Here is a 24,667-nt window from a genome sequence, read left to right as displayed (position 1 = left end):
GATCACCATTTTTGCTGCCAGAGCCGCTGCTGAATTACAACGCCAGCGGGTGGAGTCTGCCCTACAACGGTCTTATGATGAGATGGAACAACGGGTGCAAGAACGCACACGCCAGTTGCGGGAGAGTGAGCAGCAACTCCGCGCTATCTTTAATGCCGAACCTGAATGTGTCAAAATCATTACAGCAGAGGGGGTGCTAGAAAATATGAATCCTGCTGGTCTTGCCATGATTGAGGCAGACAATCTAGCACAGGTGCAGGGTCAGAATATCTGCCCATTAATCGAACCTGCTCACCAACAGGCATTTCTAGAGTTCACCCAACAAGTCGCTGAGGGAAAACCAGGCACGTTAGAGTTTGAAATCATTGGACTCCAGGGAACTCGCTGTTGGCTAGAGTCTCATGCCGTTCCCTTAGATGCTCCAGGCGAACTAACCACGCAGGTTCTAGCCATAACGCGGGATATTACTGATCGCAAACGGGCAGAAGCAGAAATTAGGCAACTCACTGTGGAACTAGAACAGCGGGTCGCCGACCGCACAGCCGACTTGCAAGTGTCTCAAGCTCGGTTTGCAGGCATTCTAGAGATTGCCAACGATGCCATTATTTCAGTTGATTCTAGCCAGCGCATCACATTATTTAATCAGGGAGCCGAGAAGATATTTGGCTATACAGCGACGGAAATCCTGGGGCAATCCCTGGAGTGGCTGCTCCCGCAACGCTTTACCGCACTGCACTATCAACATATTGGCAATTTTGCTCAAGCCAACAGCAATGCCCGCCAGATGGGGGAGCGCAGCGAGATTTTTGGTCGCCGTCAAGATGGTACTGAATTTCCGGCAGAAGCCTCGATTTCCAGGCTGGAGATTGGGGAAGAAATGATTTTTACTGCCATATTGCGAGATGTGAGCGATCGCAAACGCACCGAAGCCGCTTTGCAAGCAAGTGAAACCAAGTTTCGTTCTCTCTGCGAGTGTTCTCCCATTGGCATCTTCATGATGGATGCTGAAGCACAACTCACCTACATGAACTCCCGTGCTCAAGAAATTGCGGGTCATGCCCTTGAGGAATCGTTGGGCAATGAATGGATGGGATTTATTCATCCTGATGACCTCGAATCCTTTCTCAATCAGATGCAAACTTCCACACAGGAACCAAAAGGCGGTGTCTTTGAAGATCTCCGTCATTTTCACAAAGATGGTTCCATGCGCTACGTGCGAGTTCAATATACCCCTACCTTTGGCGCAAATAGTGAATTTCTCGGTTACGTTGGCACAGCCGAAGATGTCACCGAATGGCGGGCAATTGATCGGATGAAAACCGAATTTATCTCTATTGTTAGTCACGAACTGCGAACCCCCCTGACTGCCATCCGAGGCTCATTAGGATTGCTGGCAGCGGGTGTTTACGACCAAAAACCTGAGAAGGGCAAACGCATGGTGCAAGTTGCTGCCCAACAGAGCGATCGCCTGGTGCGGCTGGTTAACGATATTCTCGACCTGCAACGCCTCGAATCCGGCAGAATAAAGCTCACTATGCAAGCCTGTGATGCCACTGTGCTGATGCAGCAATCCGTTGACACCATGCGACCCGGTGCCGAACAAAATCAAATTCAGCTGCTAGTCACTTCCCTGCCCATTCAAGTTTGGGCTGCCCCCGACTCCATCATCCAAACTCTGACAAATTTGCTCAGCAACGCGATTAAGTTCTCTAATCCAGGTAGCAAGATTTGGCTGTCGGTAGAAATGAAGAATGAAGGAAATTCCCAATTCCCAATTCTCAATTCTCACGCTCTCTTTACCCTCCAAGACGAAGGGCGCGGCATTCCCACCGAGAAACTCGAAGTTATTTTTGAGCGATTTCAGCAGGTAGATGCGTCGGATTCGCGGGAAAAAGGCGGGACTGGCTTAGGATTAGCCATCTGCCGCAAAATCATTGAGCAGCATGAGGGACGCATCTGGGCAGAGAGTGTTTTGGGCAAGGGTAGTACTTTTTACTTCACCCTGCCCCTGGCGAATGAAGACTGATTTCAGCCCTCTTGCACCATCATAGATGAGAATTCCCAGAATTTGCTCAATCGGCGGCGGGTACTCAGGTCAATCGTTACCGCGTGAGATGGAAATCATTCATCACTCTGCTTAGGGTGAATTTACTGTTGGGCATAATGTTTAAACTCAATGGGTTTTTATCGCAATCCTAAATACTTTGTAAAAGGCATTTACATCATATGGTGGCAAAACGAGTGCTGGTGGTTGATGACGAAGAGCCCATTCAGGATGTGATTCAGGGATGCCTGGAGGACGTGGGCGGATGGGAAGTTCTGAGAGCAGCATCGGGGGGTGAGGGAGTTGACCTGGCGCGATCGCGCCTGCCAGACGGGATTTTACTGGATGTCTCAATGCCAGGAATGGATGGGTTTGAAGTGCTGCAACGGTTGCAGGCAGACCCCGCAACTCAATTAATTCCGGTGATTTTGTTAACGGCGCGAGTGCAACCAGAAGACCGAGCTAAGTTTGCCGAATTAGCCATCACCGGGGTGATTTTGAAGCCGTTTGACCCAATGGCGTTGGTCGATCAGGTGGCAGCGGCGTTCGGCTGGGAAATGTAAAGTTTTACAACTTCAAAAGTTCTTCAAATCTTTTCTGTAGGGTGAGGATGAGCAAAGCTATTCAAATCGGCTTAACTCAAGGCTCCAGTTCTCTAGCGATCTCGCAAAACTCAGCATTGGCTATCGTGCGAGTTGTCGCCAATCGCTAGAATTATTGCAATCAAATGGAAGTGGTTAAGATGTCCACCCGGCGTGTTTTAGTGATTGACGACGAAGATGCCGTTCGCGAGGTGGTGCAGGGTTGCTTTGAGGAGGTCGCTGGGTGGCAGGTGTTGAGTGCCAGTTCAGGGCAGGAAGGATTGGAAAAAGCACTGACAGAAAAACCGGACGCGATCGTGCTGGATATGATGATGCCGGAAATGAGTGGAATTATGTTTCTCCGAGCACTCAGCGACAACCCTACCATTCGGGCTATCCCTGTGGTGTTACTCAGCGCCAGAACGGATCTCATCGACCCGGATGCCTTTCCCATGATGGGTGTTAGAGGCGCGATCGCCAAACCCTTTGATCCCTTTGTAATGGTCAGACAAGTGGCTGAATTCCTCCGCTGGGCGATCGAGGAATAGATCTAGTTCAATGGATCAAAATTGTTGCTTGTCTGCACTCTTCTTAGCGTCTTCAAAATTTCTTCAAAACTTCGATCTACTTTGAAACGATGCAAAACATGTGTCCCAACAAATCGAAACTCTGCTTGCTAAATCTTTAATTTGTGAGGCGATTGAATTGATATGGCTGACTGCCCCTGCTGCTCTCATCAACTGTTGCGTCATATTCGCCAGCATCAAGTCCATTGGTTTTGTCGCCATTGCTGGCAAGAAATGCCGACACTAAAGCAAGAAACTTCTGTAGGTGTCCCATCATTGCTGGAAGCAAAATTCTCAAAGTCTATCTTGACGCGCTCGCTCGTTAGTGGATTTGTTTGATCACAACATTCTTTTGATGATTTACCCTCGCTCACGATTGACCTGTTCAGTCTCAGCCGCATTGTTACAGAACTTGTCAATAGCATCTGCAAATACAGGTCAGCAGGGGGAATTATTACAGTATCAGTCAGCATTGAGGAGTCCGAAGTCCGAAATCAGGAGTCAGAATTAATTCAAAATTCTCTTCACTCTTGCCTCCTTCTCAAAGTCATGGTATTGGAGTTGAGATTGTCGTGAAAGCACAAACTCGCATCTTTGATAAGTTCTACCGCATTCCCAACCATGCTCCGGGAAGCGTACCGGCACTAGCTTAGAACTGACATTGCTCAAGCAGTTAGTGGAACAAATCGGTGGCACGATCGCGGTAGAAGCGCTAATTAATACACTTATTCCATCGTCAAATTGGCGATCGTACCTCAATCAGAGAAACTATGTACCTCAATTAAAGAAACTATAAAAATGCCTGAATTACTACTTGATTCTCTTCTCTCTTGCACAACGATGTCCTGCACCAATGAACTGGCACGACTCAAAGCAGTGTATCAGTTTCAAGATTTGGAGCCTGCCCCCGATCGGGCATTGGATGACTTGACAGCATTAGCGGCTGATCTATGCCAGACCTCAATGGCACTCGTGAGTTTTATGGGAGCCGATCATCAATGGGTTAAATCTAAAGTTGGGATCACTCTGACGGAGATTCGACGAGATCTTGCGTTTTGTAACCACACCATTCGCCAGTCAGATGTCTTTGTGATTCCAGATACCCTGGATGATCTTCACTTTGCCACCTATCCGTTCGTCACGCACTCTCCCCATATCCGGTTTTATGCCGGAGTCCCCTTGGTCACGGCGGGTGGTTGCGTTCTAGGTACACTCTGCGTCATGGACTCCGAACCGCGTGATCTGAGCCAGAAACAACGGCAGGGATTGCAGACCCTTTGTTACCAAGTCATGGCGCAACTGGAGCTAAAGCGCAACACCACGAAGCTGCGTCAAATTATCCCTGAAATTAAACAATTGAAACAGCAATTGATTGCCCAGGAATTGCTGGGTCAACAAGATTCAATTCTGTTTAATCTGGCAAATCAAATTCGTAATTCTCTGGATCTGGACACGATTTTACAAACTGCTGTCAATGAAATTCATACCCTGTTGCAAGTCGATCGCTGTGACTTTGTGTGGTGCCTACCGCACGGAGATCAGTTCAGATTCACCGTCACGCACGAAGCAACCAACTCAGAGATCCCCAGCGCCTTGGGTGAACTTCCGGTCGAACCTAGCTCTATTCTGACGCAAGCCATCCTCAATCTAGAAATGCTGCGAGTTGAGGATATTTCTGCCACCTCGACTGTTCTTACCCCGCAGGATCGAGCACTTTTGCACCGACTGCAAGCCACCTCAGTGCTGTTGCTCCCACTCAAAACCCATTCTGGTCAACTGGGTGCCCTTATTTGTCATCACTGTCACGGTTCTCGCCAATGGACTGAGAGCGAAGTCCGGTTACTTAAAGCGGTTACTGATCAGGTGGCGATCGCCCTCGACCAGGCAGAACTGCTTGCCCAAACGCGAGCCACCGCTTTTGCTGCCCAAGCTCAAGCAAACCATCTGGGAACTGCGCTGAGCCAGTTGCAGCAAACCCAAATGCAACTGGTGCAGCAGGAGAAAATGTCGAGCCTGGGGCAATTGGTTGCTGGAGTTGCCCATGAAATCAACAATCCGGTTAACTTTATCAACGGCAATATCGCCTATGCGACTGATTATGTCGGGGATCTGTTGGAACTGTTGAATCTTTACCAGTCAACCTACGCCAATCCAACTGCTGCGATTCAGGAAAAAGTGGCGGCGATCGACCTGGATTTCCTATCGGAGGATCTACCTAGTCTGTTGTCGTCAATGCGGATGGGCGGGGAACGAATTCGCCAAATTGTGTTGTCTCTGCGGAACTTTTCTCGCCTGGATGAAGCCGAAATGAAACCTGTGAATATCCACGAAGGGATTGACAACACGTTGTTGATTTTGAAGAGTCGCCTGAAACTGACTAGTGCCAAATTTGAGATTCGAGTGACTAAGAACTATGGAAATTTACGACCTGTCGATTGTTATGCAGGTCAATTGAACCAGGTATTTATGAATATTTTGGGTAACGCGATCGATGCTTTAGATGAAACCTCCAATCCCACCATTACCATTCACACGGAACTGATTAATAGATCAAAAAATAGTGAGTTAGATTTATCCCAACCATCGCCAACTGATAGCGTCGTAATTCGGATTCAGGATAACGGCTCTGGCATGACAGAAACAACTCGGCAAAAACTATTCAACCCATTTTTTACGACAAAACCAATTGGGAAAGGAACTGGACTAGGACTGTCCATTAGCTATCAAATTGTGGTTGAAAAACATGGTGGTATTCTAAGATGCTCATCAGAACTAGGAAAAGGCAGCGAGTTCTGGATTCAAATTCCCGTTGAGCCTCTGGTTAAAAACACCTAAACGCTAAGTCCTAAGAAGTCGAAGATTTAAATAAGCACAATAAGCCTGTAAAAAATTATCAAATATCCTCACTAAGGTCGGATTTTGGGAATGCTGAAAGCAAACGCCACTAGTGATTCATTCATCTATCCAAAAACTATGCCCGCTGGTACAACAAGTTTACCGATCGTTCTTGCGCTCGACGACAGCCCAGTCATTCATCAACTGATTAAACGGGCATTGGAGCCAGAATATCAGGTCATGACAGCCGCTAATGCAGTTGATGCCCTGTCAATCATTTATCATGAATCGATTTCAGTGCTGCTATTGGATGTGCAGATGCCAGAGGTGAATGGTTTAGAGTTTTGCCGCACGGTGCGAAGCTTGCTTCAGTTTCAGCATTTACCCGTCATTATGGTGACTTCTCAAGATAGCCCATTCGATCGAGTAAAAGGGCATCTGGCGGGGGCAACGGAATATTTGACCAAACCTTTCGATGCTGAACAATTGCGAGAAACGGTACGAAAATTTATTGGCACTTCGTCGTTTAAATCAAAAGACTCGATTTAAAAGCATGGGAGCAATTTCATTAATCGCCAAAATGTGTTGGGCGGCTCCCAGGGCGATCGCTTCTTTGGGCATGCCAAACACAACGCAAGTTTGCTCATCTTGCGCAATGGTGGTGCTTCCAGCTTGGGCGATCGCCTGCAACCCATCTGCACCATCCCGCCCCATGCCGGTGAGCAAGATGCCAATAGTCGATCGCGGATAGCAGGCGGCAACAGCTTGAAACAGAACTGTGGCAGAAGGACGATGACCGGAAACGGGAGGTGTGCTGACAGTAATGAACCGTCTTTGAGTGTCGAGTTGCAGATGTTGTCGTTCGGGGGCGAAGTAGACAGTGCCGGGTTTGGGAAGTTCTCCCGGTTGGGCGATCTTCACGCGCAGGGAGCATTCTGTTGCCAGCCAATCCACCAGTCCTTGCAGAAAGCCTTCGCTAATATGTTGGACACACAAAATCGGGATGGGAAAGGTTGCGGGCAATTGTTTCAGGATTGCATGCAATGCCTGGGGACCGCCTGTGGAGGCTCCGATCGCCACGACTTTGGGAATTGAGAATTGAGAATTGAGAATTGAGAATGGCGAGTTGCTGGCAGGTTTTAGGCTGAAGGCTTCGGGCTTACTCTTGGGGCTGGTAGGCGGCGTTCTGAGTGCAACCGGCTCAGTTCTGGAAGCGTGGCGGGTAAAGACCGTCACCCCTGCTAGAACTTTGATCCGGTTGATTAATTCGTGCTTGACCTGTTCATAGTCTGAAAGGGAATTGATGCTGGGTTTGGGGAAGACATCCACAGCGCCTGCTTGCAGTAATTGAAACACATTGCGAGAATCTTCTTGGGTATCGACGGAGGTGCTGATCACCAGAATGGGACGGGGATAGGCTGCCATGATGATGCGGGTCAGTTCCAAGCCATCCATTTTGGGCATGTGCAGGTCGGTACAGATCACTTGGGGCTGTACAGTTGAAATTTGCTCTAATGCTGCTACGCCATTGGAGGCAGTTCCCACCACATCGACTTCCGGAGAACTCGCTAAAATTCGTTTGAGGATGGTTAAGGCGACGGGCGAATCCTCCACCAGGAAGACCCGGATGGGAGCAGAGCTTTTCATACTAACCGTTTTAGGGTTGACAGTAAGGCTTCTTGATTAAAGCTGCCTTTGGTGATGTAGGCATTGGCTCCGGCTTCTGCACCCCGGCGTTTATCCTCATCGCTGGCAAGGGATGTGACCAGAACAATCGGCAGGTCGGTATATTCCTGGTATTGCCGAATTTTGGCAGTTAAGCCCAATCCATCTAGATTTGGCATTTGAATATCAGTGACGACAGCATCCACTATGTGCGATCGCAGTTTGTTCAAGCCATCCAATCCATCAATAGCAGTAATCACTTGATAGCCTGCGGTTTCCAAAACCCGTTTTTCCTGAGTGCGGGTGGCAATCGAATCTTCAACTAACAAAATGGTCTGTTTCGTAGATGTGGACTGGCGGGTTTGGGCGGGAGACATTGAATGCGATCGCGATCGGGCTGATTTCACCAAGTCTTGGGGATTCAGCACCATGCACACATCGCCTGTGCCTAAAATCGTTGCCCCAGAGACATTGCGGACTCTTTTAAGCAATTGACTTTGGGGTTTGATCACCACATCCTGTTCATCCACTAAAGCATCGACAATCACTCCCAGTTGTTCTTGCCCCACCTCAAGAATGATGCAGGAAAGTGATGTCTGTTGCGTCAATCCAGATGCCATCAGCGGCAGTTCTAGCAGATCAGCTAGTTGCACGATCGAAATCGGTTGGTTCTCGCGAACGATCGTGTCGTGTCCTTCTAAGGGAAAAATTTCTTCTGGCTTAACCAGACAGGCAGTCCGCACAAACTCAACTGGGATGGCGTAGAGCATTTCATTCACCTGTACGATCAAAACATGGGCGGTTGCCAGAGTGATGCCGAGATTGACCCGCAGCGTACATCCCTGTCCCGGAGCCGATTCTATCTCGATCGTGCCTTTCAATTTCTCGACATTGGTTTGCACCACATCCAGTCCCACACCGCGTCCCGATACTTCCGTTACCAGGGGAGCCGTCGAGAATCCCGGTGCCAAGATCAACGCCTGAATCTGGCTAGGAGCCATTGCTGCCAACTCATCCTCGCGGCAGATGCCTCGTTTGAGCGCCGTTTGTTTGATTCTGTTCAGATCCAGCCCGCGACCATCATCACTGATTTCCAGGACAATATTGGTGGGAGTTTGGTAAGCCCGGAGCCGGATGGTTGCTGTTGCCAATTTGCCTAGCCGCTCTCGTTCTTGGGGTGGCTCAATGCCATGATCGATCGCATTTCGCAGCATGTGCATCAGCGGATCTTTCATTTCCTCTAACAGGCGTTTATCGGCAAGGGTATCTCTGCCCTCCAGGATCAACTCCACCGATTTCCCTTGCTGCCGTGCTAGGTCACGCACCATGCGGGGGAAGATGTTAAAGATCGTCGAAAACGGCAGTAGTCGCAAGGTGCGAATTCCTTTTTCTAGATCGCCACTCAGTTGTTCTAGACGAGTCGTGTCTTCCGAGAGGGAACTTCGCAGCGTTTTCACCAACTGCCCCAACTGCTCCAAACGTAACTCGGTGCGATGATGGCAGGTTTCTAACCGTTGGAGTGCGCCGTTGCCCTGTTGAGCTTGACTGAACGCAAACCGATTTGTGAACAGATCCCGGTTCCATTCTTCCCACAGGTTGGCGATCGCCTCAATCTCGCTCAACCGATGAGCAATCCGAATTTTGGTTACGATTAACTCTCCTGCCTGCGTCATCAATATATCCAGGTGGCGTGTGTCAACGCGAATGGTTTCGATGCGGTAGTTAGAGGAGTGCTGAGTGCTGAGTGCTGAGTGCTGAGGTGGGGGTGGGAGAAAAGAATTTTGAGTGTTGAATTTTGTTGCTTGCTTTTCTGTCAGAGTATATTGAATTAAGCTCTCTGTGTCCCTGTGTTCCAGTGTCTCCGTGTTTCCGTCTACTCTCTCTACCCCCTCATCTTCCCCATTTTCTCTATCTTCAACACCCGCTCCCCCCTTCCCCGCTCCCATCAATTCTGCCAGGGCATAAAACGTATCAACTCCGGCAGGTTCTCCGGTGACAGCGGTGTGAACCAGTTTGCGGATGGCGGCGATCGCATGGGCAAGACGTTCATACGGTGTCTCAGTCGAAGCATTGCCCAATGGGGAGACAGGGATTTGTTGTCGCTTCAGTTGAGTCAAAACATGCTCAATCTGATGTGCCAGAGTACCCACGTCTTTGACTCCCAGCATATTGGCATCGCCTTTGAGGGAGTGTGCTTCCCGCATTAAGGCTTCTAAAACAGACAAATCATCGGGGTGGGTTTCTAAATGGAGCAACCCATCATCCAGGTTTTGCAGATGTTCTTCGCTGGCTGCTTTAAAGATAGATCTGAGCTCGTCGTCGTCGATCATCATGGTGTTAAATCCTTCTTAGACAACGGCTTTTAGTTCTTGAGCGGCATCATTGAGCCGTTGGGTGCCAACTCTGATTTGGCTGATGCCAGAGGCGGTTTCTCTGGCAGCAATATTGAGCGAGTTCATTGCTTCTACCACCTGTTGCACGGCGATCGCCTGCTGCTTGGAAGTCAGAGAAATTTGCTGACCGTTGAGGGCGATCGTTTTGATGGCATCGACAATCTTTTCCACCGTCTTCGTGCCTTCATCCGTTACCATGACGGTAGAGTTGGTCGAGCTTTGAATGTCTACGACCAGGGCATTAATTTTTGCTGCCGATTTCTTACTTTCATCTGCCAGTTTGCGAATTTCGGCGGCAACGACGGCAAAGCCTTTGCCATGTTCGCCAGCTCGGACTGCTTCGACAGCGGCATTCAGTGCCAGCATATTGGTTTGATTTGCCAGGTCACCGACGAGGTTAGAAATCATCCCGATTTGGCTGGTCTGTTGGCTTAGGTGGAGAATTTGCTCGGCAATGTCGCCTACTTTTTCTCGCAAGCTAGATCGACTAGTCTGACCATCTTGAGTGCGCCCGTCTACCAGCAGCAACACCTGTTGTGCACCTGTTGCGGCGGCTTCTGCTTGTTCGGCAGACTGGCGTGAGGAGGCATCCAATTCGTCCATTGTGGTCGTGGTTTGGTTGACGGATGTCGCCTGTTGGAGAGAAGCCCGTTCTTGTTGCTCGATCGTGGTGGCAATTTCGGTGGTAGAGACGGCGATCGCGCTGGCTGATGCGTTCATTCGTCGTGATGTCCGGCTAATCACCCAAAACGCAGTTAGGGTAGACAACAGGAGAGATAAACCACTGACCAGCATCACCATCAGCTTGAGCGTATTGAGGGCATCCTGCTGTTGCCGGGTGGCAGTTGCAACCGCCTGATCTTCTCGAAGTTGCAGTTCTTCAATCAAAGCAGTAATATCGTCCGCTTTCTGGCGATTTCCACTATCACTCCAGGTTTTCACGGCTGCTTCCACCTTTCCCTGATCCACTAGCTCAATCATGTTCAATTGAGTGGTACTTAGGTCATTCAACATGGACTCGATCTTGAGCAAAATTTGACGATCGCGCTCATCCTTGACGATTGTCATCAACTTGGCTAATAGTTCCTTGGCTTGATTCTGCGCTTTCCGGTAGCTATCCAGGGATTTCTGATTTTTAACCAACAAATACGCCTCAAGTGCCTTATCGTGGCCTTGCATACTAACGGCAAGATAATTCACGGCAGAATCTATTTGCTCAGAGAGATGCAAGTCTTCCGATCTCTGATTGACGATATTGATGTTGAGGATAGTTGCGATCGTAGAAGCCAGCAATGCCAGCAATGGAACGGCATATCCAGCGATGATCCAATATCTCAGTTTCCACTTGCGTTTATCTTTCATCTTGCTACCTCTTGTGGAGTGAACATTTACTCGATCGAGCTTAGAATGCACATTTAATAAAACTGCAATCTTAAAACTGCAATCTTCTGTAACGCTCAACTGGTGTTAAGCCTCTTCATTGACAATCAAAACTTCTGAAGTCAAAAGTTTAGAGAGATTGATAATGCTCATCATCCGGTCTTGGTAAGGAGCAATCCCCTGGAGATAGTCGTCCTTGTCAGAATGCATGGTAATTGGAGCAGGGGTCATTTGAGATGGATGAATATAGGTCACATCAAAAATGTGATCGACGGCAATGCCCGCGACTCGTTGCTCCAGACGCACGACAACCGCTTTTGGCTGCGATCGCACCGTATTCATGGGCAAATCAATCACGTCACTGATATTGATCAAGGTGACAATTTCACCGCGTAAATTAATATTGCCCACAATGTGCGGCGGACAACAGGGAATTGGGGTGATTTTGTGAATCTCGGTAAACTCATGCACCGTTTCCAAACCAAGCCCGAAGTATTCGCCCCCCAAGCCCACAACCGCCAGCGGCAGTAACCCAGCCGAGTCCTGGTCATCGATCGGACACTGCAACGCGGCGGTTCGCTTCTGTAAAACCTGCCGCGCTTGTGCATCGAAATGGTCATACAAGCCTTGCTCAAATCCTGCATCAGTGGGACGTTTCAGCGCACCATTCACCGATCCGTTTGGAGCATCCGCATTTGAATTGAGAACCGTACGAACCATGCCATAGTGCACGAGCGATTCAGGATTAAGCAGTGTGGCAATCCCATCTTCAAGGTTGGCAACACCAATCACCAATCCATTCTGCAAACTCGCTTGTGATTGACTATACAGATTGGCAGTGATCTGATTAGGGGCGATCGCTTGCACACTCTCCACCTGACTGACGATAATGCCGACTCGCTGACTCTGCCATTCCAACACAATCACGCTGTCAGTCAGTTGAAAGGGAGGGCGTGGTTGTCCTAAGCGGTGATATAGATCCAACACGGGCAGGAGTTCTCCCCGCAGGTTAAGCACACCCAACATTGCCGTGGAAACTTCCGAAATCGCAGTCACCTCTGGCAGAAAGAAGAGTTCTTGCACGGCTGTAGCCGGAATGCCACAGCGTGAGTGGTTGAGGCTGAACATTAAGTAAGATTGCTCGTTCATAGCGATTTTGGATTTGTGGGTTGAGTTTCAGAAATCGGAGTTCTTAGCAATCATTCCTAAATGCTTCAGAAGGTGTGATTTTAATTCGGCAATGGTTTGGGGATTGCTGGAAGTGACTGCTTGCTCCTGGGGTAAACTTTGCAAAACTTCCAAGAGCGATCGCCAGGTTTTTTGAGCCTGTTTTGCATTTCCTTCTCGCTCATAGATGGAACCCAATTCCAGATAGGCGGAAACAGATTTGGGAACCAAATAAATAATGCGTTTTAAGGAAAATTTTGCACTGTTAATATCACTTTGTTCCTCTGCAATCTGAGCTAACAGGTAATAGGGTTCAATTGCCAGCGGATTGATCTGAAGTGCTTGCTGACAGGCTTGAGTAGCATGGGAATATTCACCCAAATTCGCGTAAGCTTCTGCCATCAAACAATACGCCTGGAAGTGCTGAGGAGCAAGGGAAACCAGTTGTTTCGCTATTTGACTCGCATCGACGTAGGCTTTTTGAGTGAGCGATCGCTGAACTTTATCTAGGAGAGTTTGCTGAGTGGCTTCTTTCACCCCCAGATCCTCGTCCAGTGAAGGGAGGGGGGAGGGTGATTTCATGCAAGGAGAGTCAATTGGCAACGGATGGAGAACGGATGAGTTAAGTGGTTTCCTTTCAGGTTTATCCGTTTCATTCGCTCCAAAATCCGTTGCCAATCTTTGATAAACTACAGATTGCGGAAAGCTTTTAAGTTGAAAGGGTTCAGTTTTTTGTCCGTGCAATTCTGTGTGACCTGTGAAGAGAAATCCATCCGGTGCAAGTGAGCGGTAGAACTTTTCCAGAACCAGACCGATCGCAGGAAAATCGAAATAAATAAACACATTGCGGCAAAAAATTAAATCCAGATTATAAATCCTGGAATCATAACTGGGATAGGAATCTTGCACCAAATTTCCGGGTTGAAAAGTGACCATTTGTCGAATACTTGGATCAATTTCCCAACCTTTACGGTGCGATCGAAAGTAGTGATTTTTGATCATCGGATCAGTTGTCCGAAAAGACCAATCGCTGTAAATGCCCTGTCGCGCTAGGGCGATCGCGGATTGGTTGATGTCCGTCCCCAAAATTAAAATATCCCACGCTTGATGATCAGGGATCAGCTCCTTTAATAAAATGGCAAGCGAGTAAGCTTCTTCCCCTGTCGAACAACCAGCGCTCCAAAACCGTAATGTTGGTCTATATAATTGTCCCTTAACGTCGTTGTGAGTCAAGCTAAGCTGCCGTTTGTGCTCGATCATCTCTGGGAGAATCTGATTTCTCAACAGCCAAAACTGCCCCTGATCTCGAAAGAAATAACTTTCAGTAACACTCAGCAAGGAGACTAACCATTGCCATTCTGTTACATCAGAAAGTAGTTGTCTTTGGGTGATCAAATAAATGTAGTAATCGTTAAACGAAGGTAATCCTAATCCTTTGATTCGTGTCAAAATACTTTTCTTAAAGCCATCCTGATGTTGTGGCTGGATGTGTATTCCTAGGGTGTCAGCAATTAGGTCAATAATCTGTAAAAAACTCAGGTCGTGATTTGCTTGAGAGTTAGATGTAAGTAGGGTGAGGCGATCGCTGATCATGGGATTCATCATTAACTTAGGATGTATTACGCTGCGCTAACGCATCCTAACGAGTTCTACTCAGTTTTCCCATTTCAAAGTTTCGACGAAGATGGCATGATAAATCGTATTGTTTGTTTAACTACCTTTACATCATTTTTGAGTAACCAATCCTCGACTTTTTGAAAAAGTCGGAGGTATATCTCTCTATATACATGTTAGGACGCTGATTGAATGCAGCATCGACACACTCACGAAAGCTATCAAACTCATCCCAACGCAGTCTCATCCAATTCTTGAGGACAAACCACCATCGCTCGATCTTATTGAGGTCTGGTGAGTAAGGTGGTAAATACCACAGTTCACAACCTGCCTCTGCCACGAGTTCCTTGATCAATTGAGCATGATGAAAACTGACATTGTCAATCATAATGCCATCACCGGGTTCCAATTGGGGCAAAATGCACTCGGCTATATTGCAACTTAAATGCACATTAGCTTATACCAATCTAACGGCTTAGCTAGACAGCTTTTGAGTGATGCGCGATCGCTATCTCTTCAATATAGCTAGTTAAACCAGACTCCTTATCGAGTGCAAAATGCCGTTTGCTCGGTAGCACACTCGCGTCAGCTTCCTAGTGGTCGGTGTAAATGCGCGCGTCTGATCGATACGAGTCGGTAGAGAGTCCCCTAACGTTTTTCATGATATCGTCTGAGCCACAGGTAGGGCAGAGGAGATAAGGCTTCATGGTGGAGGACTGAGATTCGCAGATGCAAAACGAATAACTAAGCTATGATACCTACTCCTAATTATCTCTGCCCTTTATGAAAAGGCACTACTGCCGATTAATTTACAGCCTAGAGCGAACAAATTTATCCAGGCGCTCCATGCCTTTTTTGATGGTGTCTGTGTCTGTGGCGTAGGAAATGCGGACATAGCCATCGCTACCAAAGGCAACGCCAGGAACCATGACGGCTTGTTGCTCTTCTAGCAATGTTTCACAAAATTCGATCGACTTCATGCCCGTACGTTTGATATTGGGCAGCAGGTAAAATGCGCCATTGGGTTCCACGCAGGTGATACCCGGCATCTCGTTGAGGTAGCTCAGCATTAATTTTCGGCGTTGGGAAAACGCTTTCAGCATATCTTGGATGAAGTCTTGAGAGCCTTCGAGGGCTGCGATCGCCCCATACTGGGCAAACGTGCAGACATTGGAAGTGCTGTGTCCTTGAACTAAACTGCAAGCCCGAATCAGTTCAACAGGAGCCGCTAAAAAGCCAATTCGCCAGCCCGTCATAGCATAAGCTTTGGCAAAACCACTGCTGATAATCGTGCGTTCAAACGCTTCTGGGCTGACGGCTCCAATGCTCAGGTGTTCGGCTCCATCGTAAAGCAGCTTTTCGTAAATCTCATCGGAAACGACATACAGATCATGTTCGAGGACAACTTTTGCCAAAGCGCGAACTTCATCCGGTGAGTAAACCATCCCCGTGGGATTGGAAGGTGAATTCAAGACAAACAGGCGCGTATTCGGGGTAATTGCTTGCTGTAGCTGCTCTGGAGTGATTTTAAAGCCTGTGGTTTCATCGGTTTGGACAATCACAGGAGTGCCACCCGCTAGAGTCACCATTTCGGGATAGCTGAGCCAGTAGGGAGCGGGAATGATCACTTCGTCTCCTGGCTGAATCGTTGCCATCATTAGGTTATAGAGCGAATGCTTGCCGCCGTTGGTCACAATGACGTTTTCAGCGCCGTAGCACAGTCCGTTCTCGGTTTGCAGCTTTTGGGCGATCGCCTGCCGCAGTTTCATCTCACCTGCTACGGCTCCATAGCGAGTTTTGCCAGCTTCTAGCGCGTCTGTTGCTGCTTGGCGAATGTGGGCTGGAGTCGGAAAATCTGGCTCCCCTACGCTGAAGTTGCAGACATCAGCACCCTCAGCTTTCATCGCTTTTGCCTTCGAGTCGATCGCCAAGGTGAGTGAAGGGTTCACCTGCCCAACCCGTGCCGCTAGTCTCATTTGCATCCCGTTTACCACTGCTGCTTTGATTTAATCAGGATACCTCAGCTATCTTTGTCTAAAGCATGGTTTTTAATATTTTGTCAGCGAATCCAGACGATGCCTTTAAATTACACTTCTGCGCTAGTTGCGATCGCTGCGCCCAACTTCGATCGCCTGGTTAATTTTTACCAAGCGCTTTTAACGCAAGAACCCACTGTTTATACGCCCAACATCTATGCAGAATTCCAACTGCCCGGAGTAAAACTAGGCATCTACCGACCCAAAACAAACTCAAAACTCAAAACTCAAAATATCTCCTGCGGAGACGCTACGCGAACAAAACTCAAAACTTCCATCAGCCTTTGCCTAGAAGTGAGCGATCTAGAAGCCGCGATCGCCTATCTAACAGAATTGGGCTATCCTCTCTCTGGTGAAATTCTTACTGCCTCCCATGGCAAAGAAATTTATGCATACGATCCCGATGGCAATAGATTGATTCTGCATCAAGCCATTGATCGCTAGATCAAATAGATCAGTAGGAAAAGTAGCATTGTGACTTTTTGCTTTCTACAAATCAGTCTCAATTAGTCAAACTCACCAAATTCTAAGATTGGGCTATTGCCGGAAAGCCCGTCATAATCGCCAATTAGGTTTGCCATTATTAGTTTGCTGACCCGCGCACTGCGCCAATAGCTAGTGTGATCAGCAATGAGTCCTAGTGCCATTGCTACATCTCCAATACTTTTTTTAATGAAATTACGTTCTCCTAAATAGCGATCGCGAAAAAACAACTCCGTATCATCTAAATCGAGGCTGGCGCGCAGGGGATAGGCAAAGATATCGGATGCATGAATCACGTTGATCCATCGTAAAGCCGTACCGGAATAGCCGCCAGCAAAAGTTTTTAGCCGCTGCTCATCCATGTTCATCATTTGCTTAAAGATCAACAATGGACAACCCAACGTTGTAATACTGCGTAGCTTTACTTTGCGTTTATTGGGCGAATCTACTAGACCGTTAATCACGCTGCGAAAATAATAAGCCGGATCAGATGTGCCATAGTCTGAAAACAGCAAATCCCATAAAATGACGCTACTGAGAGAATGTGCCACTAGGTGTAGATCTTCGTCATAGGGATTGTCGGTTAGGAAGTTGAGAAACTGCATGGCAACGGTACGGCGGATTTCGCGTCCTTGCTGGCTGCTAAGATATTTGAAAATATCTTGAAAGAATCCTGTAATCAGTTGTTCTCGACGTTGACGATAGTGAAAGACATCATCGATATCAACTTGGGGATAATCCCATTTAAAGTTTTCTAAGTCTTGCTGAACATAATCCCAAATTTCATTCGTGCTACCCAATTCTTCACCCCAGTAGCTGGAATAAAACTCAGGCAAAGTCAATCCGCGATCTGAAAAATCTGCAATCAAACGATCGCGTAGTGGATCGGCATAGCCAGATCGCCGAACTGAAGCTCCATGCATAAACCACACTAGCATTCTGCGGCTCCTCACTCATGATGATTTTTATGCCCCAATAGGTGATGACATACTATCGTTTTACCATCATGCAGTCTCATTCTGAACAAATACCAAATTTAAGGAATTCGCTTTGATTTCCTTGAAGCCTTAACCAGTTCTATTTAAACCGGATAGCGATGAACCGTTTTCAACAAGCTTGCGCGATCGCGCTTTCCATTTATGTGTTGTACCTTTTGAAAGCCGCCGCTGGGATTGATATTTCACCGCGATACCATGCGATCGATTTGATTAAAATTCCTGCAAATTCCTTAGTTAATCGCTTTAATGATGCAATGCGTTTTTTAACTTAAGCTTTTTCGGCGTTGCTGAATGCAAGTATGATTTCTGATTGTAGGGGTAGGTCTTGTGCCTGCCCTAATGCAAGTATGATTTCTGATTGTAGGGGTAGGTCTTGTGCCTACCCTGCCGAGGATAGAGGGCAACCACAAGGGATTGCCCCTACAAATTTCATCCCCCAATTCAACAATGCCGCTTTTTCCCTTAAGATTAGCGAGTTGAGCCGTCCCCCACTAGCTGCCAACAGTCCTGCGCGATCGCCCACTCTTCTTGAGTATGAATTACCAGCACCTTGACTGTCGAGTCTGATGTAGCGATATCAACATCAATAGGACGGCTATTATTTTTTTCAAGATCAATCTTTACGCCCAAAAAATCGAAGGTTTGACAGGCAAGCTCTCGCACTAAGGGCACATTCTCGCCTACGCCTGCCGTAAAGACGATCGCATCAAGTCGATCCAAGTCTGCCAACATCGACCCGATCGCCGACTTAAGATGATGGATATACATATCAAAAGCTAACTTGGCGCGATCGTTGCCTTTCTCAATTTCAGCAAGAATCTGACGCATATCTGCACCCACTCCAGAAATCCCCTTCAGACCCGACTCTTTGTTGAGCATAGTATCCAGTTCATCGGCAGTGTAGCCCTGATTTCGCATTAGATAAATCAAAATGCCGGGGTCAAGCGAACCGGAACGACTGCCCATCATCAAGCCGTCCAGCGGCGTAAAACCCATAGTCGTATCTACGCTGTAGCCATTGCGAATTGCAGCCAAAGAGCAACCGTTGCCCAAATGACAGGTAATCAGCCTTAGATCTGGCAAATCGCGCTTCAGTAGTTGAGCCGCTCGTTCAGAGCAATATTTATGACTGGTGCCATGAAACCCATAGCGACGAATTCCGGCTTCAAGCCAGTTATAGGGACCCGGATAGACATAGACATCGGGTGGCAAATGGGCATGAAAGGCAGTATCAAATACGGCAACCTGCGGCACTTCGGTTCCCAAAATCTGCTCGATGGTTTCAATTCCTTCTAGATTAACGGGATTGTGGATCGGTGCAAAGTTTGCAAGACGGGCGATCGCCGCTTTCACCTCCTGCGTGATCCGCACACTTTCGCGGTATTCTGTCCCACCATGCACCACCCGATGCCCAACCACATTAATTTCACTGGGTGCCTTGAGTACCTGCGTTTCGCCCTGCCACAAGGTTTGCAATAGCTGAGTTGTTACCTCAGCTTTAGAGGTAGAAGATACGAGTTCTTCTAGCACTTTTCCATTTGCTTTTACCTTAATTGCTGCTTTCCCTGGCTCCACCGTCCAGTCGATCGCCCCTTTCCACAGAGGTTCTGGCGGCTGGTCTACCAATCCACCCGGAAACTCATAGAGGCAACTTTTCTGGCTGCTAGAGCCAGCATTCAGCACCAATATTTTCATAACGCATAAAGTTTCAACACCCTCCAAAGCCTAGTGTATTCCTCTGTAATTCGCTGTATTGCAGGCTATTTCTGAAGATGAGTTGTGCCTCAATCCGCCAATTTCAAAAATTTGAGGTGACATTGATATGAGGTTTTTCTGACATCAACGCTTTCATTTCTGACTCTCCAGCGCGGCGCAGTTGATGAGTTAGGCGAGCAGTGAGTCCGGTTAGCACCAGCATTTGCCCCAATAAACCCCACAAAATTGTCATTTTGGAAGCAGATTCAATACTAGCGAAGGCAAAACCAGACAACATCCAGGAAAGACTACCGTGGTCAGGGCGAGCTCCGATCGCTAGCATGATCAGGGGTGGCAGGGCAATGAGTGCCGCAATGATGGCTAGAGCGAAGACTGATCGCTTTTTGGATGGGCTAAACAAAATTAGTTGAGCGATCGCCGCACAGATCAGCATAAAGGTCGCGTTTAGCAGCAAGGATGCCCAGCCTTGCAGTTGTTGAGTCGGCTGTCCCCAGGTTGAAATCCACGGCGTGAGAATGGCGATCGCTAGCAGTAGATTGAGGGCGATCGCTGCGATCGCTGGACTTTTCTCGCCGACTATCCAATCTCGCACAATCGCTTTCGTCAGCTTCAGCTTTCTGCCAGAGGTGCGTGTTTGATAGCGTGCCCAATCTAATAAGGTTTGGCGGTGGGGAGTGAGTGCCGCAATTAGCACCAAAAACCAGAATGAATTGATCACAATCAACGCAACCAGATCGTAGAGAGGTCGATAGTATTCCTTTTCGCCAATATCACGAAAAACAAAGCCTAAAATGAACAACTCAACACAAGCGGTCATGGCGTAGCTTTGGCGTTTGCTAATTAATGTGAGGTTCGGATTGCAAAATCGCCGATTAATTGTTTGCCAAAACCAAAACGTTGTGATTGTGCAAATACCTAAAACAAAGAGAGTTAATAGCCCTAGATTGCTGGCGATCGGAAGGTAATACCAGAATTCAGAACCAATAAAATATTGTTCTGAAGAATATCGCGAACTTTGCCAAACTTGATAAAAAATTGTGTATAGTCCACACACGATCGCAGCACCCAGCCAGCCGTGGGCAGCACCCAAAAAAGCATAGAAAATGGCTCCTAGGTAAAACACACAACTAATTGCTGGAACAATCAGATATAGACTCAGCAACTCTGCGGTATCAACTCCACTGTGAACTGCTGCCCATAGATGCAGCGGCACTGCCAGCAATACACCTAGATAAGCGAGTAGCGGCACTCCTAGCAGCTTACCCAATAAAATTGTTTGGCTAGTTTGAGGACTGAGACGGATGAAATTCAGTGTGCCGCGTTGCTCCTCTTTTGCCAAATCGCTGATGAGCAAATACACGCCTGCGATCAGCAAAATAAACGGCAAAACCCAGGTGACAGCTTGAAATAGATCTGTCCACCAAATCTGCCAGTTAATTAACACATTGCCCTGAGCATCTAACACGCAATCATTCCAACCGTAGGTTTCTTTACCCACGCAATAGCGGCTGGAGACAGTTAGTTTTGGGGTAGGGAGGGCTGTCCAAAAATAAAACAGCAGGGTAAACTGAGCCAAAAAAGAGGACAAAACGGTCAGGGTCAGGTTGCGATTTTTGAGGCGACCTTTGACTTCTCGAAAAAACTGCGGATTCCAATCTGAGAAAGATAGCAGCAGGTTAGGAAGCATAATTGAGGCTCCAAAGGGGAAATGATGAATGGCGGAGAGTGAATGATACAGTTTTGAGTTTTGAGTTTTGAGTTTTGAGACAAAACAGTATTTCCATTTTTAGAAAAGTATCTGTTGCGTTTCAATTTCAAACTGATATGACAAATGGTGAATGAAAACCACGAGTGCATAGCGAAACACACCCATATATTTACGAAGCTTGTTGATGTCCTAGTTTAAGGAAAATGGTTTCGAGATCGTCTTGGGTTGGGTGAAATTCGGAGAGTGGAATTCCGGCGGCAATCAGCGATCGCAATAACGTGACTCCCGCCTCAGCATTGCCTGAAAACTCCACCCGCAGACGTTGGCTTCCTGGCAATATCTCAATATTTTCCACATGAGAATGCTGGTGAAGTTCTGCCCTGAGTACATCCAGATCACCCAAGGTCGCCAAGATAATTTGCTGACGACTGAGACGGCTATAGAGATTTTGCAGAGAGGTACTTTCCACCAAATAGCCCAGTTCCATAATGCCAACAGATGTACACAGTTCGGCTAAATCGCTGAGTACATGAGAGGAAATTAAAATCGTCATGCCTGCTTCTTGCAAGGTTTTAACAATTTCGCGAAATTGCATCCGAGCGATCGGGTCAAGTCCAGAAACAGGTTCATCCAACAACAGCAACAGCGGTTCGTGAATAATCGTCCGTGCCAAACTCAGCCGCTGCTTCATGCCGCGAGACAGCGTAGAAATTTGGCTACTGCGCTTATGACTTAGCTGCACTAAATCCAATACCTCTCGCAATCGTTGAGTGCGGCGCGGCTCTCGTAACTGATAGAGACGGGCAAAATAATCGAGATAATCCCAAACGGTCAGGTCATCATAAAGTGGATAGTCATCGGGCAAGTAGCCAATGTGCCGTTTAAGTTGAGCATTGCTTTGATCGCGCAGCAGGCGTTCTCCGTTGATAAAAATTTCTCCTGTTGTGGGATCTTCAGCGGCAGCAAGTAGACGAATTAAGGTGGTTTTGCCTGCTCCGTTGGGACCAATGAGTCCATACACCTCGCCCACTTCGACGTTTAGATCCAGTTCGTGAACCGCCCGGTAGCGATCGAACTGCTTGGTCAGCCCATGGGTAGAAATTGCCAGGTCTTTCACCATATTAAAAGGTTGAAAAGTTAACGATAGCCTAGCCTGTCCCTACAAGATTTGCCATTATCATTTCGGAAATTGAAACAGAGAAAATAAAGGGAAAATAGCGAGTCACAAATAGTGAGTCACAAATGGCGAATGGTGAGTGAATTGTGTATTCAAAACTCAAAACGGCGTAACACATTCTGAAAGGGGCAAACGTCTACGAGAAGATTTCACAGTATGTCAACTCCTTTGGTCTCAAGGGGCACACTACGAGTTGACATTTCCCAATAAGGAAAAACGCAATGCTCACGGTATTTCATAATCTTTTGTCAGAGTCTTTTGTACCCCACGGGCACTGCTACCTTTGGAAACCTGAACTCGTTTGGCTAAATGTAATTTCAGATGGGCTGATTGCTTTAGCATACTATTCGATTCCAATTGTGTTGCTCTATATTGTTCGCAAGCGGGAAGACATTCCTTTTGATTGGGTAGTTTGCTTATTTGGCGGATTTATTGTTGCGTGTGGCACAGGGCATCTGCTCAGCATTTGGACAATATGGCATCCCACCTATTGGCTTTCTAGCGTGATTAAATCACTCACGGCTGCTATTTCTGTGGGTACGGCGATCGTTTTAGTGTCGCTGATTCCTAAAATTTTACAGTTGCCCAGTCCAGAACAAATGATAAACACAAATCAACGACTAGAACGTGAAATTTTGGAACGGCAGGAGGCAGAAAAAGAGTTAGAAAAAATTCACCAGCGTTTGAAATTTCATGTTGAAAATTCACCGTTGGCACTGGTGGAATGGGATCAAGATTTTCGCATTCAGGGATGGTCAAAACGGGCAGAAGAATTATTTGGCTGGGAGGCACCGGAAATAATTGGATTATTGCCAAATGACCTAAAGTTTATTTATGAGGAAGATGTAGCGATCGTGGGTGAAATGATCGCCCGTTTAATTGATGGCAGTACTCCTCGAAATGTTTGCCAAAATCGTAATTACACAAAGACAGAAAGCATTGTCCATTGTGCGTGGTATAACTCAGCCCAATTTAATCAGGCAGGACAGATTGAATCGACTTTATCGCTAGTGCTTGATGTGACGGAACAGAAATTGTCGCAAGAGGCACTGCAACAGTCTGAGGCAGATCTAAGACAGCGATCGCAACAGTTGGAAGAAACTCTACAAGAGCTACAGCAGACTCAAAGCCAACTGATTCAAACAGAAAAAATGTCCAGTTTGGGTCAGCTTGTTGCAGGAGTTGCCCATGAAATCAATAATCCTGTCAATTTTATTTTTGGTAATTTAGACCACATTAATACTTATAACCGCGACCTGATTGGATTAGTTCAACTTTATCAAACCTATTACCCCAATCCTATTCAAGAGATTCGCGATCGCATTGAGGAAATTGAATTTGATTTTCTTCAAGAAGACTTGCCCAAGATTTTATCTTCCATGAAGATTGGGGCTGATCGAATTCGACAGATCGTGCTGTCTTTGCGAAATTTTTCACGTCATGATCAATCTGAAATGAAGGCAGTTAATATTCACGAAGGCATCGATAGTACATTGCTAATTCTGCAACATCGCCTCAAAGGAACAGCCGATTATCCGTCAATTAAAGTGATTAAAAATTATGGAATTTTACCCTTAGTGGAGTGTTATGCAGGACAACTCAACCAGGTGTTTATGAATGTTTTAAGCAATGCGATCGATGCGTTAGGAGAAGAAATCGGAGCTAGAAATTTGGCATCTAAAATAAATTCTAACTCTCAACTTTTACTGTCTAGCCCTTGCATTTCGATTCATACCGAACTACTCGACGATACTTATGTAGCAATTCGGATCATCGATAATGGTATTGGGATGCCAGAGTCAGTGAGATCGCGGTTATTTGATCCCTTTTTCACAACCAAGCCGATTGGGAAAGGAACTGGATTAGGACTATCCATCAGCTACCAAATCATTGTAGAAAAACATGGGGGTCGCTTGGACTGTTCATCTTCTGATCAAGGAACTGAGTTCACCATTCAAATTCCCCTCACTCCTCAAAAAACTGAATTAAATCAATCAACCGTCATAAGAAGGCAACTGAACTAAGGGCTATTCTTACAAGTAACTATAGTGTCGGATGGCTTGCAATGCAGGAGCGTAGTGCTGAGAAAGGCGATCGCGGAGCCTAAAACGCTAATAGTGGGCGACATAGTACCGATGTGGCAAGTCAAGCAGAATGTAGAACCATTGAATTGTCATGGGCGATCGCGAGTGCATCATGATGAGTTGATGAATCATTCAGGCTGATAGGTTACGGTTATCCCCATATAGGGCATCCTAATAGCTGTTACATTGACAATCTCATCAATATGGCATCTCCAAAGTT

At 47.1% G+C, this 24,667-nt stretch carries 20 protein-coding genes and 1 pseudogene; 9 read left to right on the top strand and 12 right to left on the bottom strand.

Going from position 1 to position 24,667, the window contains the following annotated elements; genetic code table 11:
* The 3 genes from AB3R30_RS19785 to AB3R30_RS19775 all read left to right on the top strand — a co-directional run.
* On the top strand, positions 1-2,026 hold a 2,026-nt coding region (locus tag AB3R30_RS19785; RefSeq protein WP_458650943.1), incomplete at its 5' end, for a PAS domain-containing sensor histidine kinase.
* Between the two features lie 200 nt (positions 2,027-2,226).
* A complete protein-coding gene (locus AB3R30_RS19780; protein WP_458650942.1) occupies positions 2,227-2,607 on the top strand; it encodes a response regulator in 381 nt (126 codons plus the stop codon).
* 179 nt (positions 2,608-2,786) lie between these two features.
* Positions 2,787-3,173: a response regulator gene (locus tag AB3R30_RS19775; protein WP_458650941.1), complete on the top strand. Its 387-nt coding sequence runs from the start codon at positions 2,787-2,789 to the stop codon at positions 3,171-3,173.
* A gap of 136 nt (positions 3,174-3,309) precedes the next feature.
* On the opposite strand, the gene AB3R30_RS19770 is transcribed toward AB3R30_RS19775, so the two are convergent.
* Positions 3,310-3,468, bottom strand: a complete 159-nt coding sequence (locus tag AB3R30_RS19770) for a hypothetical protein (protein WP_458650940.1) — start codon at positions 3,466-3,468, stop codon at positions 3,310-3,312.
* 563 nt (positions 3,469-4,031) lie between these two features.
* On the opposite strand from AB3R30_RS19770, the gene AB3R30_RS19765 reads away from it, so the two are divergent.
* Together AB3R30_RS19765 and AB3R30_RS19760 are read left to right on the top strand one after the other, a co-directional pair.
* A complete protein-coding gene (locus AB3R30_RS19765) occupies positions 4,032-6,026 on the top strand; it encodes a GAF domain-containing protein (RefSeq protein WP_458650939.1) in 1,995 nt (664 codons plus the stop codon).
* A 138-nt stretch (positions 6,027-6,164) separates the two neighbouring features.
* Positions 6,165-6,575, top strand: a complete 411-nt coding sequence (locus tag AB3R30_RS19760) for a response regulator (RefSeq protein ID WP_458650938.1) — start codon at positions 6,165-6,167, stop codon at positions 6,573-6,575.
* Here AB3R30_RS19760 and cheB read toward each other — a convergent pair.
* The 7 genes and pseudogenes from cheB to AB3R30_RS19725 form a co-directional block, all read right to left on the bottom strand.
* On the bottom strand, positions 6,558-7,673 hold the full coding sequence (gene cheB / locus AB3R30_RS19755; RefSeq protein WP_458650937.1) for a chemotaxis-specific protein-glutamate methyltransferase CheB: 1,116 nt from the start codon (positions 7,671-7,673) through the stop codon (positions 6,558-6,560). The two genes, AB3R30_RS19760 and cheB, sit on opposite strands and share 18 nt — an antisense overlap.
* Positions 7,670-10,024: a hybrid sensor histidine kinase/response regulator gene (locus AB3R30_RS19750; RefSeq protein WP_458650936.1), complete on the bottom strand. Its 2,355-nt coding sequence runs from the start codon at positions 10,022-10,024 to the stop codon at positions 7,670-7,672. The genes cheB and AB3R30_RS19750 overlap by 4 nt, the downstream gene beginning before the upstream one ends.
* 15 nt (positions 10,025-10,039) lie before the next feature.
* Positions 10,040-11,446 carry a HAMP domain-containing methyl-accepting chemotaxis protein gene (locus tag AB3R30_RS19745; protein WP_458650935.1) on the bottom strand — a complete coding sequence of 469 codons (1,407 nt, stop codon included), beginning with the start codon at positions 11,444-11,446 and terminating at the stop codon, positions 10,040-10,042.
* A gap of 105 nt (positions 11,447-11,551) precedes the next feature.
* A complete protein-coding gene (locus tag AB3R30_RS19740; RefSeq protein ID WP_458650934.1) occupies positions 11,552-12,613 on the bottom strand; it encodes a chemotaxis protein CheW in 1,062 nt (353 codons plus the stop codon).
* Between the two features lie 27 nt (positions 12,614-12,640).
* Entirely contained in the window at positions 12,641-14,236 is a 1,596-nt protein-coding gene (locus tag AB3R30_RS19735) for a CheR family methyltransferase (protein WP_458650933.1), read from the bottom strand.
* A gap of 178 nt (positions 14,237-14,414) precedes the next feature.
* Positions 14,415-14,657 (bottom strand): annotated as a pseudogene (locus tag AB3R30_RS19730) (transposase); the annotation flags it as partial.
* A 397-nt stretch (positions 14,658-15,054) separates the two neighbouring features.
* Positions 15,055-16,227, bottom strand: coding sequence for a pyridoxal phosphate-dependent aminotransferase (locus AB3R30_RS19725; protein ID WP_458650932.1), 1,173 nt, complete (start codon positions 16,225-16,227; stop codon positions 15,055-15,057).
* Between the two features lie 93 nt (positions 16,228-16,320).
* Between AB3R30_RS19725 and AB3R30_RS19720 the strand changes: the two genes are divergently transcribed.
* Positions 16,321-16,725 (top strand): VOC family protein, encoded by a 405-nt coding sequence (locus AB3R30_RS19720; RefSeq protein ID WP_458650931.1) that lies wholly within the window; start codon positions 16,321-16,323, stop codon positions 16,723-16,725.
* A 62-nt stretch (positions 16,726-16,787) separates the two neighbouring features.
* Here the strand turns inward: AB3R30_RS19720 and AB3R30_RS19715 are convergent, their stop codons facing one another.
* Entirely contained in the window at positions 16,788-17,702 is a 915-nt protein-coding gene (locus AB3R30_RS19715; RefSeq protein ID WP_458650930.1) for a hypothetical protein, read from the bottom strand.
* Positions 17,703-17,860: 158 nt separating this feature from the next.
* Here AB3R30_RS19715 and AB3R30_RS19710 point away from each other — a divergent pair, with 158 nt between their 5' ends.
* Positions 17,861-18,034 carry a hypothetical protein gene (locus tag AB3R30_RS19710; protein WP_458650929.1) on the top strand — a complete coding sequence of 58 codons (174 nt, stop codon included), beginning with the start codon at positions 17,861-17,863 and terminating at the stop codon, positions 18,032-18,034.
* A 196-nt stretch (positions 18,035-18,230) separates the two neighbouring features.
* Here the strand turns inward: AB3R30_RS19710 and AB3R30_RS19705 are convergent, their stop codons facing one another.
* The 3 genes from AB3R30_RS19705 to AB3R30_RS19695 all read right to left on the bottom strand — a co-directional run bounded on the left by AB3R30_RS19705 (position 18,231) and on the right by AB3R30_RS19695 (position 22,306).
* Positions 18,231-19,457, bottom strand: coding sequence for an acetate kinase (locus AB3R30_RS19705; RefSeq protein ID WP_458650928.1), 1,227 nt, complete (start codon positions 19,455-19,457; stop codon positions 18,231-18,233).
* A gap of 103 nt (positions 19,458-19,560) precedes the next feature.
* Positions 19,561-21,165, bottom strand: a complete 1,605-nt coding sequence (locus AB3R30_RS19700) for a hypothetical protein (protein WP_458650927.1) — start codon at positions 21,163-21,165, stop codon at positions 19,561-19,563.
* 190 nt (positions 21,166-21,355) lie between these two features.
* Complete coding sequence (locus AB3R30_RS19695; protein ID WP_458650926.1) at positions 21,356-22,306, bottom strand: ABC transporter ATP-binding protein; 951 nt, start codon at positions 22,304-22,306, stop codon at positions 21,356-21,358.
* A 278-nt stretch (positions 22,307-22,584) separates the two neighbouring features.
* Between AB3R30_RS19695 and AB3R30_RS19690 the strand changes: the two genes are divergently transcribed.
* Both AB3R30_RS19690 and AB3R30_RS19685 read left to right on the top strand, forming a co-directional pair.
* Positions 22,585-24,387 (top strand): sensor histidine kinase, encoded by a 1,803-nt coding sequence (locus AB3R30_RS19690; RefSeq protein WP_458650925.1) that lies wholly within the window; start codon positions 22,585-22,587, stop codon positions 24,385-24,387.
* A 24-nt stretch (positions 24,388-24,411) separates the two neighbouring features.
* Complete coding sequence (locus AB3R30_RS19685) at positions 24,412-24,588, top strand: hypothetical protein (RefSeq protein WP_458650924.1); 177 nt, start codon at positions 24,412-24,414, stop codon at positions 24,586-24,588.
* Positions 24,589-24,667: the final 79 nt, after the last annotated feature.

The sequence above is a fragment of the Sivoneniella epilithica UHCC 1019 genome, assembly GCF_040830845.1.
In the GTDB taxonomy this organism is placed as follows: domain Bacteria; phylum Cyanobacteriota; class Cyanobacteriia; order Leptolyngbyales; family Leptolyngbyaceae; genus ULC077BIN1.
Note: the sequence above shows the minus strand (reverse complement) of the source record. Positions and strands in the feature narration are given on the sequence as shown.